Raw genomic sequence first — 14,737 nt, 5'->3', positions numbered from 1 at the left:
TGTCAGTTCCAACTCACCCAGCGATGGTCTGCACAGACCCCGAATCGACACGGATGCCGGCGCCATTGATGAAGCTGGCACGTTCGGAGCAAAGGAATGCGACCGCCGCGGCCACCTCCTCCGGTCGACCGCGCCGCTTGAGCACCATGCCGGGACGCTCTTCGTCCAGGAACGACGACACCGCTTCATCGAAGGTGATGCCCTTCTCCTTCGCGCGCTTGTGCATCATCGCGTCGGTCATCGGGGTATGGATGAAGGCGGGCGAGACCGTATTGACCAGCACGTTGTCGCCGCCGTACGCCTTGGACAGGCCCTTGGCCAGACTCAGGATCCCCGCCTTCGACGCGCAGTACGGCAGTTCGTCCACATAGGGCTGTACGGCGTCCTCGGACGCGAACAGGACGATGCGCCCCCAGCCGTTTCGGCGCATCGCGGGAATCGCTTCGCGGCACATCCGCACCGCGCCCATCAGGTTGATGTCCAGCGTTTCCAGCCACCCCGCATCGCCCACGTCGAGGAAATCGCCGGTCGCGCCGGTGACACCGGCTGCGTTGACGTAGATATCCGGATCGCCCAGTCGCGCCCGGACCTGCGCCCAGATCTCCGCGACATCGTCCGCACGCGTCACGTCGCCCGCCACAGCGATGACCTCGCCCAGGCCCGACAGCTCGGACAGCGCCTCATCGAGCGTGCCGTCCGCACGGTCGGTGATCGCCACGCGCACGCCGGCCTGCAGCAGTTGGCGGGCGGTCTCCTTGCCCATGCCCGAGTCGGCGCCGCTGATCAGCGCAATCCGCTGGTTGATTCCAAGGTCCATGTCGTTTTCCTCGTTAGGTAAAGGGGGAGGCAATCGCCTAGTTGGCGAGAAACCGCTCGGCCGTGCGCAGGCCGAGTGCCATCTGCGTCAGGGCCGGATTGGCCGCCAATGCGCTGGGAAAGACGGAGTTGTCGCAGACGTAGAGATTGCCGATGTCGAACGCGCGACCGTCCGGATCGATCACGGCCTGCGCGGGATCGCGGCCCATGCGGCAGGTGCCGAGCGTGTGCGCCGAGCGCGCGGCGGCGAAGATGTCATCAGCGCCGGCCGCCTCCCAGATCGCCTGCAGCGTGCGCCTGGCGTGGGCATCGAGCGCCTGTTCGTTGGGACCATAGCTGAAGTCGACCCGCGCCTTGCGCATTCCGAAGGCATCGCACTCGTCGGCCAGCGTCAGGCGATTGGCGTCCTGCGGCAGGCATTCGCCATTGATGCCGATACCGGCCAGGCGGTTGTAGCGCGTCATGGTCTGCACCAGCGCAGCGCCCCAGCGCCCGGCACCGCGCGCCAGCGTATTGGCGAGCGTTATGGGCTGCACGCCCAGGCTCTGGATCAGATAGCCGCCGGCGAAATCGGCCTGCGCGGGACGCAGCATGTCCTCGCTCATCAACGACGAGGGGTAGCCGCGATTCATGCGCATGTCCATGTCGAACGTGCCCCAGACCTGGGTCGCGACGTGCGCCATGAAATTGCGCCCGACCTGTCCGCTGGAATTGGCCAGTCCGAGATTCAGCAGCAAGCGCGGTGTTTCCACCCCGCCGGCGCACAGGAACAAGGCTGCGCAACGCTGGCGCAGTTCGCGCTCGCCCTGCCGGTAGACCACGCCGGTGACCGCGCCCAGGCCATTGCGCTCGATGCCGACGACCCGGCAGTCGCTGCGCAGGTCCGCACCGTGCGCGCGGGCCAGCGGCAGCCAGGTCGTGTCCACGCTGACCTTGGCGCCGTTGCTGCAACCCTGATGACAGGCACCGCAGTTGTTGCACGCCACCCGCGTGCCCCAGTGCGGCTGTTCATGCGCGCGGGTGACCAGCGCGGCCGGTGCGTCGGCGGCGGTGATGCCGAGGGCACGGCAGCCGCGCTCCATCGCCTCGGCGGGCGCATTGCGCTGGGCCGGCGGGAACGCATAGCAGCGCTCGCCGTCCCATGGGTAGAGCGCCGGCCCGGACACGCCGATGTAGCGTTCGACGCGCTGGAGGTAGGACAGCAGTTCCCGGTGCGGGATCGGCCAGTCTTCGCCCTGCCCGGTCTGCGTGCGCAGTTGCAGATCGCGCGGGTCCGGGCGCGGGCAGAACGCGCCCCAGTGCAGCGTCGATCCGCCCAGCCCCGTACCGGAGTTGTTCGGGCCGAACGCGGTCGGCGTCCGCCCGCCGCTGAGGCGCTCTTCCATCCAGTAGATGTCCGTCGCCAGTTCGTCCGCGCGATGCGCGTCCGGGCCGAACGCGGCGCCGGCTTCCAGCACCACCACCGAGACGCCGGCCTGCGCCAGCCGCGCGGCCAACGGGCCGCCGCCGGCACCGCTGCCGACCACGACCGCATCCACCGTAGCGGCCGCTGCGACGGTCATGGATGCGCCTTGGGCATCAACTGCCAGGTCTCGCGCCGGTCGGCGGCGGTCTCCTGGTAACCGGGGCTGCTTGCGCCCAATCCGCCCACGGCGAACCCGTCGTAGCCCAGGGCGGCCATGGTGACCGGAAGGCTCGTCCAAATCCGCACGGTTTCGGCGCGCACTTCTTCGAACCAGGCCGCGAGTTGTGCCGCGTTCCATCCGCAATCGGAACAATCGCCCGCCTCGCGCAGGGCAATGGCGCGCAACCAGCGATCCTGGTCCGGTGCGGGCAAGGCGACGAACCCGCCCGACAACGCGTCCAGCGCATCCAGCCCCATCGGCCAGGCGAGACGGTCGGGCGGCAGGTCGGCGAACCGCCATCCATCGCCCACCCCATTGGCGAGATCGACGTCGATGCGGCGTGCGATATCGCGGGCGTCGCCCGCACCGTCCAGGACGCGCTCGATCACGGCGGCCAGCACGCGTGACTGGTGCTCGCTCAAGACCCCTTTCGCCGCACGCGACGGCCCTGCATGGCGATGCAGCAGCGTCTCGCGCATCGTCGGGGCGACGCGCTCGGCGTTGAGCAACGCCACGAAGTCGTCGGGCAACCGACGTGCCGCAGTGCCATCGACGTGCGCGGCGATCAGCGCCGCGAGTGCCTGCGGTCGCTCGTAGGGAATCAGGTGCGCCGCCTGCGCCACCACGGTGAGGCGCGCATCGCGGTAATGGGGCACGTTCCAGCGTCGCTGCGCTGCCTCGTCGAGATCGCCGTCCTCGCTGCCTGCGACGATGAGCGCGGGCACCTCGATGCAGCCGGCGCGCGCCGCGCAATCCTCGCGGCTGCCATGGGTGAGCCAGGCGTTCCACGCGCGCGCACTGCTGCGCAGGACGTCGTCGACGGCGCCATCGCGCAGCGACGTCGGCAACGGCGTCGCGCAGTTGTCGTCGATGAACTGTTCGGCCTGCTGCCGCGTGGGGCCTGCGGCATCGAACCAGGACAGCATGGTCTGCCGCCGGGATTCGTCCATCGGCTCGGGCGCGGGCGGCGATGCCGCCACCAGCACGACCCCGGCCAGGCCGGCGAGCCCGGTCATGCCGTCGCGGGCGCGCGCGGCGGCCAGGGTGGCGATCTTCCCGCCCATGCTGTGGCCCACGACATACCAGCAATCCGGCCTGTCGCGCGCGACTTCGCCTGCGAACCAGTCGACCAGCGCCGTGACATCGGGTCGGTCCAATGCCGGCGCATCGCCGAAGCCGGGAATATCCAATGCGATGCAATCGAAGCGCGCGCCCAGGAGATCGATCACCGAAGACCACTCGCGTCTGCTCGAACCGAGGGCGTGCAGGAAGTACAGGACCGGTTTTCCCATGGCACACCTCGATGACGGTCACGCACGATGGAACAGCCCTCGTCCACGCCACGTGCAGGCGCATGCCGTCTTCACCGGGCCTCCGCAGAAGGGCCACTACCGTCGGTCTGCCCTCCCCTTCGCACTGCCCCCATGCTTCCTCGACACGTCATGCCGGAAACGACGGCGCGCCAGCGCGGGCTCGACGCCTGTTGGCGTGGAGCCTGAGCACGTGCCCACAACAGCCAGGCGACGCCGCGCGACCTCCAACATCGACCGCACCGAGGGCGCACTGCCGATCGAGCACTACGGCGCGCTTGGCGAAGGACGCTCGGTCGCCCTGACCGGGACGGACGGATCGATCGATTGGTGGTGCGCGCCCAACATGGACAGCGCGCCACTGTTCGACCGGCTGCTGGATGCCGAGCAAGGCGGTTACTTCGTCCTCGCCCCGGACCAGCCGTGCCGCACCGAGCGGCACTATCGGAAAGACAGCAATGTCCTGGTCACCACATTCACTACCGCCTCCGGACAGGCGACGCTGACCGAATCGCTCAACAGCGGGCATGCCGGGCGACTGCCCTGGTGCGAACTTGCACGCCGCATCGAGTGCCAGCGCGGAACAATGCGCTTCCGGCTGGAACTGAAATTCAGCCTGCGCGCGCAGAACGCCAGCCCCTACTGCGCGGCGATCGGCCCGCACACCGTGTTCCATGTCGACCGCCTGCTTGGCGTCATGATCCATGACGACAGGCTGAGGTGCGCGTGGTCGGACCACGGCGTTCGCGGCGACATCACCGTCGCGCAGGGACAACGCGCGACGATCGCCCTGGTCGTCGGCGAGGACGAGCCGTTGGTCGCGCCCACCATCGAGGAGATCGACAGCCGCATCGATCTGACCGACAAGGAATGGCGGGCCTGGTCGAAGAACGTGACGTTCCCGCGCGAAGGCCGGGATTTCTTCGTGCGCAGCGCGCTTGCGCTCAAGTTGCTGCTGTATTCGCCCTCCGGCGCCATCGCCGCTGCCGCGACGACGTCGCTGCCCGAACGCATCGGCGGCGAAAAGAACTTCGATTATCGCTACGCCTGGGTCCGCGATGCCGGCTATACCATCCAGGCGTTTCTCGCCGCGGGGCTGGAAGCGGAATCGAAGGCCGCGTTCACCTGGCTGATCCGGCAACTGCGCCAGCATGGCCCGAAAGTCGTGTTCACCCTGGACGGTGGGCTGGTGCCCGACGTCATCGAACTGGAGGCCGCCGGCTATCGCAACACGTTGCCGGTGGTGCGGGGCAATCTCGCCGGCGGGCAGCACCAGCACGGCATCTACGGCGACATCTTCGAGACCGCCTATTGCTTCGTGAGCCGCGGCAACATCCTGGACGCGTCCAGCGCCGAACTGCTGTCCCGGCTTGCCGACCAATGCGCTGATCGCTGGCGCAAGGCCGACTCGGGGATCTGGGAATTGCCCGAGCTGCAGCACTACACCATGTCGAAGGTCAGTTGCTGGCAGGCGCTGGCCAGGGCCGTCGAACTGGCCGACCAGGGCCAGCTGCCGACGACGTGTCGCGACCGTTGGGAACGCGAGCGCGACAGGATCAAGGACTGGATCGAAGCCCACTGCTGGTCGGACGCGCAACAGGCGTTCGTGATGTATCCGGGCAGCGACAAGCTGGATGCGTCGGTCGCGCTCGCTGCACGCTTCCGCTTCGACGGCAAGGACCGCCTGCTGGCGACGCTCGATGCGATCGACCGCGCGTTGGGTGCTGGCGCGTTCCATTACCGCTACTCCGGCATGGCGCAGGAAGAAGGATGTTTCGTCGCCTGCTCCTACTGGATCGCCGAAGCCTATGCGCGCCTGGGGCAGAAAGCCAAGGCCAGGAAACGGCTGACCCAGCTCAACGACGCGCTCGATCGCTGCAACGGCCTGTTGAGCGAGATGGTCGATCCGCACTCCGGCGGATTCCTCGGCAACTTTCCGCAAGGACTGAGCCATCTCGCGCAGATCATGGCGATGTCGAGCATCGAGAACACGAAAACCAACCCGGTAAAACTGCAACCACACACCAAGAAGAGGAAGACGCGATGAACGATCGACTGAAGATGCAGGACCCGCGCGAGCAGTACCCCAAGCCGCCCTTCCCGCCGCAGCCGCAACCGGTGCCGGGCAAGGCCTCGGAGATGGACCCGGTACCCGACCACGGCGAGACCAGCTATCGCGGATCGGGCAAGCTGGCGGGCCGCCGGGCGCTGGTGACCGGCGGCGACAGCGGCATCGGCCGCGCCGCGGCGATCGCGTTCGCGCGCGAGGGCGCCGATGTGGCCATCTCCTTCCTTGCCGAGGAAGCGTCGGACGCACAGGAGGTCATCGCGCTGATCGAGGCCGAAGGACGCAAGGCGATCAGCCTCCCGGGCGACATCACCGATCGGCAGTGGTGCGCGCAATTGGTCGATAAAGCGGTGGCCGGTTTGGACGGCCTGGACATCCTGGTGATCAACGCGGGCCGGCAGCAATATCGCGAAGAGATCGGCGAAGTGAGCGACGAGGATTTCGACAAGACGCTGAAGACCAATCTCTATGCCATGCACTGGATCTGCCGCGCCGCGGTGCCACACCTGCCGCCGGGCGCGGCGGTGATCACCACCGCCTCCATCCAGGCGTACGATCCGTCGGCGATCCTGCTCGACTACGCGACCACCAAGGCCGGCATCGTCGCCTACACCAAGGCATTGGCGGCGCAGCTGAGCGAAAAGGGCATCCGCGCGAACGTGGTGGCCCCTGGTCCCTTCTGGACCGCGCTGCAGTCCTCCGGCGGCCAACCGATGGAGGCGGTCACCCAGTTCGGCTCGAAGACCCACTTCAAGCGTCCGGGCCAGCCGGTCGAAATCGCGCCGCTGTACGTGCTGCTCGCCAGCCAGGAAGGCAGCTACCTGACCGGCGAAGTGTTCGGCGCGACCGGCGGTGCCGGCGTCGCCTGACGCCTGGCGACAGCGACGCATCGTCCATGCAATGGCGCGCCCAGGCGCGTCATTGCGTGTCCGGTGGGCGATGTGCGTCTTCCGGGACGGGGCTGCGAACCATGGCGCTATGGCCGACCAGCGCGAGGATCACCGCCACCGCGCATCGTCCTCGACGCGTTGGTACAAAACAGCATCGGCAGGCCAGCGAGCCTGCCGATGCGGGAGAAGATGGTCCAGCCGCGGATGCCTGCATCCTTGAAGCAGCCCCAGGCATCGCCCCGGCCGCACAGCTGGTAGACACATCATGCTTGGGCGCCCGTTACGCCGGCGTCCTTGAGGCGTTGCGAAATGATGTCGGCGGCGTCGAGGCCGCGCGATGAGATGCCGCGCGCGGATCTCGCGGATTACCGCAATCGCGTTGCAGCCACGCCAATGCTCGCAGTCTCGTGCCGACGCGCCGACATGCCCGTCACCGCCGGTCTGTACGGTGAGTCATGCCCTCCCCCATTCGGTCCTTTGCCATGTCATTGACCCAGGAACAACTGCGCATCCTGCAGGACATCCACGCCACCACGCCGGTCAGCGAAGCAGACGCAACCTGGGCGGTGCGCGAGGACTATGCGGCACAAGGCGAGGATGGCGATCTCGCACTGAGCAAGAAAGGGCTGAAGGCCATCGACGGCAGCGAGGCGTAGCCGAACCTCTGGCAGGCGCATCTTGCTCATCCCATCACGCCGGTGACGTCAGCGGTGCAGACATAGCCCGTCAGGTCAGCGCTGCGTCCATTGGCGCGCAGCGCCGTCCCCACGCGGCCACCGTACCGCTTGCCCGGCTGGCGTTGTGATTCGCCCGTCCCCTCATCCGGCGCTGCGCGCCACCTTCTCCCGGAGGGAGAAGGATCAGGTGCGCGCTTGCTTGCAACGGCTCCTCTCTGCTCGCCGCCAGATAACGTCTGGCGCGTGGCGCAGGGATAGCCGTGCGACGCGGATCCCTGCGCCAATGCGACGTCGTCGTGACGCCGTGCGTGTCGGCAATCCCGCTGCGCCTCAGTCAGCTTCGGGATATCGACCACAAAAGAATCGCAGGCATGGAACTTGCAGCTGACACCGTAACGCCTCTTCGCCATCCTGACGTCGCCATGTTCGTCGCCCCCCCTCGCCAGCCCGCCCGCAATGACCATGTGCCGTTCAGGAGGCCTTGCCCGTGAGCGCGGGCTTGACCCTGCGCCGGCACTTCCGGCTCGGCATCATCAAGGTGCTCGGCCCGTCCACGGCGGCGGTGCTGCTGCTGCTCGCGGTCTACCAGACGGCGATCGGCGCGCCGTTGACCGCGCTGGCCGGTGCCGCGCTGGCCGGCCTGGCCGCGCTGGCGACGTGGCTGGCGCTGCACCGCGGCGACGGCCGCATGGATCCCTTGCTGTCGCTGAGCTGGTTGCTGGGCAGCGCCCTGGCCTGCCATGCGCTGCGCCACGCCGCGGTGCCGTGGCTGTACCTGGTGATGATGAGCAATTTCTTCGTGGTGACGCGCAATGTCGCGCTGGCCTGCAACGCGACCCTGATCGCGGTGCTGCTGGTGGTCACGCCGAGCACCCTGGGTGCCGAGCACTTCTTCTCGATGCTGGCAGTGTCGCTGCTGATCACCGGGTTGGGCTACATGCTGGCGTTGCGGGTGGAAGGCGATCGTGTGCAACTGGAGCAGTTGGCATCGCACGACTCGCTCACCGGGCTGCCGAACCGCCGCATGCTGGAGCGCAGCCTGTCGCAGCGGGTGGCCGATCCGCGCCGCGCGACACGCCGGCATGGATTGATCGTGCTCGACATCGATCACTTCAAGGAGGTCAACGACCTCTACGGCCATGCCGAGGGCGACCGCGTGCTGGCCGAACTGGCGACGCTGCTGCGGGCGCAGGTGCGTGCGCCGGACGAGGTGTTCCGGTTCGGCGGCGAAGAGTTCGTGGTGGTGGCGCGGCTGCAGTCGGCGACCGAACTGTCGGCCTTCGCCAGACGCCTGCACGATGCCGCGCGCACGGCGCTGCGCGGCCCCAATGGCACCATCACCGTGTCGCTGGGTGCGGCCATGCTGTGCGACGAGGTGCAGTGGCACGACTGGTTCTCGCGCGCCGACACCGCGCTATACCAGGCCAAGAACAGTGGACGCGACCGTTACGTGATCGCCGAGGACGTGGCGCAGGACTGAGCGGCCAGCACCCGCAGCGATTTGCCGCGTGCCCGGCTGGTCTTCGGTCCGGTAGCCGTCACCAGGGCGGCTCTGATGGCAGGAAGTGCCCTGTGGGCGTCAACTGTCATGCCGCGCGGAAGTGGTGTGCGTTCCGATGGCGCAATGCGTTGGGACTGAAGTCCCTCCCACAGTGCACCCCTAGGGCTCGCCGCGAGCCAGTTGGGAGTCCACTGTCATGCAGCCGCGACGGGCTTCATCGGGGAAGCCCGTCGCGGCTGAAGCCGCTCCTACAGACAAACCTGGGACACGGCTGGATGGCGGCGAGAGCACATGGCGAGAGGTGCCGACCAGGTGCAGCGGTGCGAACGGTCGGCCCGCACCGCGGCCTTTGAGCACCCCGCTCGCTCAACGCGCCTGCACTGCAGACGCCGCCACCGCGGTGGTGGCGACATCCCTGCTGCCGGCCTCCGTGTCCGCATCCTGGCCCCAGCCGCCGAGCGCCTTGTACACCCGCACCACGCCGATGTTCACCGCCGCCTCGGCGTCGGCCAGGGCAGCCTCGGCAGTCAGTTGCGTGCGCTGCGCATCGAGCAGGGTCAGGAAATCCTCCGAACCTTCGCGGTACCGGATCTGCGCCAACGCCTCGGCACGCTGCGCCGCCTGCGTCTGTTCGGCCACGATCGCCAGCCGCGCCTGTTCGTGGGCATAGGCGGTCAAGGCGTTCTCGGTATCCTCCAGTGCACCGAGCACGGCCTTCTCGTAGTCGGCGGCGGCGCCGTCGGCCTGCGCTTCGCTCGCGCGCAGGCGTGCCCGCACGCTGCCGATGTCGAATGCCGCCCACTGGATCGACGGGGTCAGCGACCAGGCCTTGCTACGGCCGTGCAGCAAGGCGCCGGCGTCACCGGACAGGAAGCCGACGAAACCGGACAGGCTGATCCGCGGGAACAGGTCGGCGGTGGCCACGCCGACCCGCGCGGTCGCCGCCGCCAGGTTACGTTCGGCGATGCGCACGTCGGGACGCCGGCGCAGCAACTGCGTGGTATCGCCCAGCGGCAAGGCGCGTGCATAGGCCGGGGTCGGCTGTGGCGCCAGCAGCGCGTCGAGCGTGCCGGGCGGCTTGCCCAGCAGCACCGCCAGCCGGTGCCGCGCCTGCGCGGCGTCGACTTCCAGCAGCGGGATGTCGGCCTCGATCGCCTTCAGCCGGGCGCGGCTGCTCTGCACGTCCAGTTCGCTGCCCGCGCCCAGTCGCCAACGGGTCTCGGTCAGCCGCTGGGTGTCGCGCAGGTTATCGAGCGTGGTCCGCGCCAGCGCGATGCGCTTCTGCGTGCCGCGCAGGGCGAAGTAATTGCGTGCCACCTCCGCGGCCACGGTGACCTGGGCGTCGGCCAGGCCGGCCTGTTCGGCCTCCAGGTTCGCGCGTGCCGCTTCGCTGGCACGGCGCTGGCGCCCGAACAGGTCCAGCTCCCAGGCGGCATCGAAGCCGAGGCGGTATCTCTCGGTGAGCACGCGCGCGCCGCCGGCGTCCGCATCCGGCGCCTTGCCGCGGGTGTAGTCGCCGCCGGCAGTGACGTGCGGCGCCTGGTCCAGGCGCTGCTCGGCGAAGACCGCGCGCGCCTCGTGCACGCGCGCCAGGGCGAGGCGCAGATCCAGGTTGGCGACCAGGCCATCGTGCACCAGTTGCTCCAGCACCGGATCGTCGAACTGCGCCCACCAGGACGCGACCGGCGAATCGGTCGCGAACACCGGCGACGCCGCGCCCTGCAGCGTCACTGGCGGCTGCGCCGGCGCGCGGTAGTCGGGGCCGACGCTGGCGCAGCCGCTGAGCAGCGCCAGCGCCAGCACGCCGAAGACGGGACGGATCACCATGGCAGCACCTGGCCGACATGGGTGTAGCTGCCGGTCGGACCGTCGGCGTCGAGCAGCGCCATCATCACGCTGCTGCGCGCGCCATCCGCCACGTCCAGCTCGCCCTCGCCCGCGTTCATGTCGGTCTTCACGTAGCCGGGATGGATGGTGTTGACCTTGATCGGGGTCTCGCGCAGTTCGTAGGCCAGCTGGATGGTCCAGGCATTCACCGCGCTCTTGGACACGTTGTAGGCCGGCACCTTGAAGTCGTAGATCGGCGAGCCCGGCTGGCTGTGCAGCGCAAGCGAGCCGAGCAGGCTGGAGACGTTGACGATGCGCGCGGCCGGCGCCTCGCGCAGCAACGGCAGGAACGCCTGGGTGACCGCGATCAGCCCGAACAGGTTGGTGTCGAAGGTCTCGCGCCAGGTCTCCAGGCTCTGCTGCGACACGCTCAGGCGCAGGTCGTCGCGCAGGATGCCGGCGTTGTTGACCAGGATGTCCAGCCGCCCATGGCGTGCGCGCACCGTCTCCACCGCGGCAGCGATGCTGGCGGCGTCGGTGACGTCCAGGGTCAGCGGCTCCACCGGCAGGCCCTCGCCCTGCAGTTCCAGGGCCGCGGCGCTGGCGCGGGTGGCGTCGCGCCCGGCCAGCAGGGTGTGCACGCCGGCTTCGGCCAGCAGCCGCACGGTGTGCAGGCCGATGCCGCGGGTGGCGCCGGTGACCAGGGCGATCTTGTGTGCTGCGTTCATTGCGAAACTCCTGAGAAGGATGGGAAAGAAATCAGCCGTGCGCCGGCGCGTCGGCGTGGGCCGGCGCATGCGAGACCAGCGGCCGCCCGGCCAGCTTGCGCAGGGCGACGTAGAACACGGGGGTGAGGAACAGGCCGAACAGGGTCACGCCCAGCATGCCGGCGAACACGGTGATGCCGGTGGCAGAGCGCACTTCGGCGCCCGCGCCATGCGAGAACACCAGCGGCACGGTACCGGCGATGAAGGCGATGGAAGTCATCACGATCGGGCGCAGGCGCAGACGGCAGGCCTGCAGCGCCGATTCGACGATGCCCTTGCCCTGCAGTTCCAGTTCGCGGGCGAACTCGACGATCAGGATCGCGTTCTTGCACGCCAGGCCCATCAGCACCACCAGGCCGACCTGCACGAACACGTTGTTGTCGCCGCCGCTCAGCCACACCCCGAACAGCGCCGACAGCAGCGTCATCGGCACGATCAGGATCACCGCCAGCGGCAGGGTCCAGCTCTCGTACAGCGCGGCCAGCACCAGGAGCGCCAGCAGCACCGCCAGTGGGAACACCACCAGCGCCGCATTGCCCTGAGTCGCCTGCTGGTAGCTCAGGTCGGTCCACTCGATCTCCATGCCGTTGGGCAGCACCTGCTTGGCGATCTGGGTGATCTTGGCCATCGCCTCGGCCGAGGACAGCGATCGCGCATCCGCTTCGCCGGCCAGGTCGGCGGCCGGATAGCCGTTGTAGCGCAGCACCGGGTCCGGGCCGTAGGTCTGCTTGATGGTCACCATCGAGCCGATCGGCACCATCTCGTCCTGGGCATTGCGGGTGCGCAGCCGGGCGATGTCCTCCACGCTCTCGCGGAACGGCGCATCGGCCTGGGCGATCACCTGCCAGGTGCGGCCGAACTGGTTGAAGTCGTTGACGTAGGTCGAGCCCAGATAAGTCTGCAAGGTATCGAACAGATCGGTCAGGGCCACGCCCTGGGCCTTGGCCTTGACCCGGTCGACCTCGGCATCGAGCTGCGGCACGTTGGCCTGGTAGGTGCCGATCGGGAAGCTCATGCCCGGGGTCTGCGCCACCGCGCCCTGCATGGCGTTGACCGCGTTCTGCAGCGCGCCGTAACCGAGGTTGGCACGGTCCTCGATGAACAACTGGTAGCCGTTGCCGTTGCCCAGGCCGAGGATCGGCGGCGGCATGAAGGCGAACGACATGCCCTCGCCCAGCTGCGAGATGCGCTGATTGATCTCGGCGTTGATCTCCAGCGCGCTGCGGTGGCGCTCGGCGAACGGCTTCAGCGGCAGGAACACCACGCCGGTGTTGGGCGTATTGGTGAACTGCAGCGCGTTCAGGCCGGGGAACGAGATCGCATGGGCCACGCCGTCGGTCTGCATGGCGATGGTGGCGACCTTGCGCAGCATCGCGTCGGTGCGCTCGATCGAGGCGCCTTCCGGCAGCTTGACGCCGGCGATCAGGTACATCTTGTCCTGGGTCGGGATGAAGCCGCCCGGCACCGCCTTGAACATCAGCCCGGTGACCAGCAACAGCGCCACGTACACCGCGAACACCGCGCCGCGGCGGCCGAGGATGCGCGACACTGCCCCCTGGTAGCGGTCGGAGCTGCGGTGGAAGAAGCGGTTGAACGGACGGAACAGCCAGCCGCCGAACAGCCGCTCCATGCCGCGCGACAGGCGGTCCTTGGGCGCGTCGTGGCTGCGCAGCAGGCGCGCGGCCAGCGCCGGCGACAGGGTCAGCGAGTTGATCGCCGAGATCACCGTGGAGATGGCGATGGTCACCGCGAACTGCTTGTAGAACTGCCCGGTCACGCCCGACAGGAACGCCATCGGCACGAACACCGCGCACAGCACCAGCGCGATCGCGATGATCGGGCCGGACACCTCGCGCATCGCCTGGTGGGCCGCCGCCAGCGGGGTCAGGCCTTCCTCGATGTTGCGCTCGACGTTCTCCACCACCACGATCGCGTCATCGACGACGATGCCGATCGCCAGCACCAGTCCGAACAGGGTCAGCGTGTTGATCGAGAAGCCCAGCAAGTACAGCGCGGCGAAGGTGCCGACCACCGACACCGGCACCGCGATCAGCGGAATGATCGAGGCGCGCCAGGTCTGCAGGAACAGGATCACCACCAGCACCACCAGCAGCACCGCCTCCAGCAGGGTATGGACCACCGCGCTGATCGAGTCGCGCACGAAGATGGTGGTGTCGTACACGGCCTCGTACTTCACATCGTCCGGGAACTGCTTGGTCAGCTCGTCCATCTTGGCGATGACCTGGTCGCGGATCTGCAGCGCGTTGGCGCCCGGCGCCTGGAAGATGCCGATGCCGACCGCGTTCTTGCCGTCCAGCTGCGCGCGCAGGGTGTAGTCGCCGGCGCCCAACTGCAGGCGCGCGACGTCGGACAGGCGCACGGTCTGGCCGTCCGCGCCGACCTTGAGCACGATGTCGCCGAACTCCTGTTCGGTGCGCAGGCGGCCCTGGGCATTGATCAGGGTCAGGAACTTGCTCTCGGGCATCGGCTCGGCGCCGAGCTGGCCGGCGGAGACCTGCACGTTCTGCTCGCGCATCGCCGCGACCACGTCGCTGGCGGTGAGCCCGCGTGCGGCCACCCGCTCGGGGTCCAGCCAGGCGCGCATCGCGTAGTCGCCGCCGCCGAACACCTGCGCATCGCCCACGCCCTGGATCCGCGCCAGCGCATCCTTGACGTGCAGGCGCGCGTAGTTGCGCAGGTACAGGGTGTCGTACTTGCCCTTGGGCGAGGTCAGGTGCACCACCATCAGGAAGGTGGGCGACTGCTTCTGCGTGGTCACGCCCTGCCGGCGCACATCCTCGGGCAGGCGCGCCTGCGCCTGGGCGACGCGGTTCTGCACCTTGACCGCGGCATCGTCCGGATCGGTGCCCGGGCGGAAGGTCACGGTCATCTGCAGCACGCCGTCGGAACCGGCGACCGACTTGATGTACATCATGTTCTCGACGCCGTTGATCGCTTCCTCCAGCGGCGTGGCGACGGTCTCGGCGATCACCTTGGGGTTGGCGCCCGGATACACCGTGCGCACCACCACCGAGGGCGGCACCACGTCCGGGTATTCGCCGATGGGGAGCAGCGGGATGGCGATCAGGCCCGCGGCGAAGATGACGATCGACAGCACGGCGGCGAAGATCGGCCGGTCGATGAAGAATCTGGAAAAGTCCATGGGTGGTGGTCCTGGAAACGGATGAAACGGGGGGCCGGGCGCGGACGCAGGCATGCCGGGGGCGGCGCCGGGCCATCGCTGGCCCGGCGGGCA

Annotated in this window: 10 protein-coding genes; 4 read left to right on the top strand and 6 right to left on the bottom strand. The window is 68.6% G+C overall.

Annotation, left to right across the window (positions count from 1 at the left end):
* Positions 1–13: 13 nt before the first annotated feature.
* From ACP93_RS14430 to ACP93_RS14420, 3 genes are read right to left on the bottom strand one after another with little or no spacing between them, the layout of a single operon-like run.
* Positions 14–817, bottom strand: coding sequence for an SDR family NAD(P)-dependent oxidoreductase (locus ACP93_RS14430; protein WP_048491372.1), 804 nt, complete (start codon positions 815–817; stop codon positions 14–16).
* A gap of 37 nt (positions 818–854) precedes the next feature.
* Positions 855–2,378 carry a GMC family oxidoreductase gene (locus ACP93_RS14425; RefSeq protein WP_048491371.1) on the bottom strand — a complete coding sequence of 508 codons (1,524 nt, stop codon included), beginning with the start codon at positions 2,376–2,378 and terminating at the stop codon, positions 855–857.
* Positions 2,375–3,733 (bottom strand): alpha/beta hydrolase, encoded by a 1,359-nt coding sequence (locus tag ACP93_RS14420; RefSeq protein WP_048491370.1) that lies wholly within the window; start codon positions 3,731–3,733, stop codon positions 2,375–2,377. Before ACP93_RS14420 ends, ACP93_RS14425 begins: the two co-directional genes overlap by 4 nt.
* On the opposite strand from ACP93_RS14420, the gene ACP93_RS14415 reads away from it, so the two are divergent.
* The 4 genes from ACP93_RS14415 (at position 3,732) to ACP93_RS14400 (ending at position 8,866) form a co-directional block, all read left to right on the top strand.
* On the top strand, positions 3,732–5,798 hold the full coding sequence (locus ACP93_RS14415) for a glycoside hydrolase family 15 protein (RefSeq protein ID WP_228136052.1): 2,067 nt from the start codon (positions 3,732–3,734) through the stop codon (positions 5,796–5,798). The genes ACP93_RS14420 and ACP93_RS14415 overlap by 2 nt on opposite strands.
* A complete protein-coding gene (locus tag ACP93_RS14410; RefSeq protein ID WP_048491368.1) occupies positions 5,795–6,688 on the top strand; it encodes an SDR family oxidoreductase in 894 nt (297 codons plus the stop codon). Before ACP93_RS14415 ends, ACP93_RS14410 begins: the two co-directional genes overlap by 4 nt.
* 503 nt (positions 6,689–7,191) lie before the next feature.
* Positions 7,192–7,365 carry a hypothetical protein gene (locus tag ACP93_RS22145; RefSeq protein ID WP_048491367.1) on the top strand — a complete coding sequence of 58 codons (174 nt, stop codon included), beginning with the start codon at positions 7,192–7,194 and terminating at the stop codon, positions 7,363–7,365.
* A gap of 508 nt (positions 7,366–7,873) precedes the next feature.
* On the top strand, positions 7,874–8,866 hold the full coding sequence (locus ACP93_RS14400; protein ID WP_053069766.1) for a GGDEF domain-containing protein: 993 nt from the start codon (positions 7,874–7,876) through the stop codon (positions 8,864–8,866).
* A 387-nt stretch (positions 8,867–9,253) separates the two neighbouring features.
* Here the strand turns inward: ACP93_RS14400 and ACP93_RS14395 are convergent, their stop codons facing one another.
* The 3 genes from ACP93_RS14395 to ACP93_RS14385 are packed head-to-tail and all read right to left on the bottom strand — an operon-like array spanning position 9,254 to position 14,644.
* Entirely contained in the window at positions 9,254–10,714 is a 1,461-nt protein-coding gene (locus tag ACP93_RS14395; protein WP_048491365.1) for an efflux transporter outer membrane subunit, read from the bottom strand.
* Positions 10,708–11,442: an SDR family oxidoreductase gene (locus tag ACP93_RS14390; protein WP_048491364.1), complete on the bottom strand. Its 735-nt coding sequence runs from the start codon at positions 11,440–11,442 to the stop codon at positions 10,708–10,710. Before ACP93_RS14390 ends, ACP93_RS14395 begins: the two co-directional genes overlap by 7 nt.
* Positions 11,443–11,473: 31 nt before the next feature.
* Positions 11,474–14,644, bottom strand: coding sequence for an efflux RND transporter permease subunit (locus ACP93_RS14385; protein WP_048491363.1), 3,171 nt, complete (start codon positions 14,642–14,644; stop codon positions 11,474–11,476).
* Positions 14,645–14,737 lie beyond the last annotated feature (93 nt).

It is taken from the genome of Xanthomonas sp. NCPPB 1128 (genome assembly GCF_001043115.1).
GTDB lineage: Bacteria > Pseudomonadota > Gammaproteobacteria > Xanthomonadales > Xanthomonadaceae > Xanthomonas_A.
The sequence above is the reverse complement of the archived record's forward strand: the minus strand, read 5'-3'. Positions and strand labels throughout refer to the sequence as shown.

Coding starts and splice junctions, on each gene's coding strand:
- ACP93_RS14420 (WP_048491370.1), bottom strand. CDS start 3,733: ATGGGAAAACCGGTCCTGTACTTCCTGCACGCCCTCGGTTCGAGCAGA.
- ACP93_RS14415 (WP_228136052.1), top strand. CDS start 3,732: ATGGCACACCTCGATGACGGTCACGCACGATGGAACAGCCCTCGTCCA.
- ACP93_RS14385 (WP_048491363.1), bottom strand. CDS start 14,644: ATGGACTTTTCCAGATTCTTCATCGACCGGCCGATCTTCGCCGCCGTG.
- ACP93_RS14425 (WP_048491371.1), bottom strand. CDS start 2,378: ATGACCGTCGCAGCGGCCGCTACGGTGGATGCGGTCGTGGTCGGCAGC.
- ACP93_RS14430 (WP_048491372.1), bottom strand. CDS start 817: ATGGACCTTGGAATCAACCAGCGGATTGCGCTGATCAGCGGCGCCGAC.
- ACP93_RS14395 (WP_048491365.1), bottom strand. CDS start 10,714: ATGGTGATCCGTCCCGTCTTCGGCGTGCTGGCGCTGGCGCTGCTCAGC.
- ACP93_RS22145 (WP_048491367.1), top strand. CDS start 7,192: ATGTCATTGACCCAGGAACAACTGCGCATCCTGCAGGACATCCACGCC.
- ACP93_RS14390 (WP_048491364.1), bottom strand. CDS start 11,442: ATGAACGCAGCACACAAGATCGCCCTGGTCACCGGCGCCACCCGCGGC.
- ACP93_RS14410 (WP_048491368.1), top strand. CDS start 5,795: ATGAACGATCGACTGAAGATGCAGGACCCGCGCGAGCAGTACCCCAAG.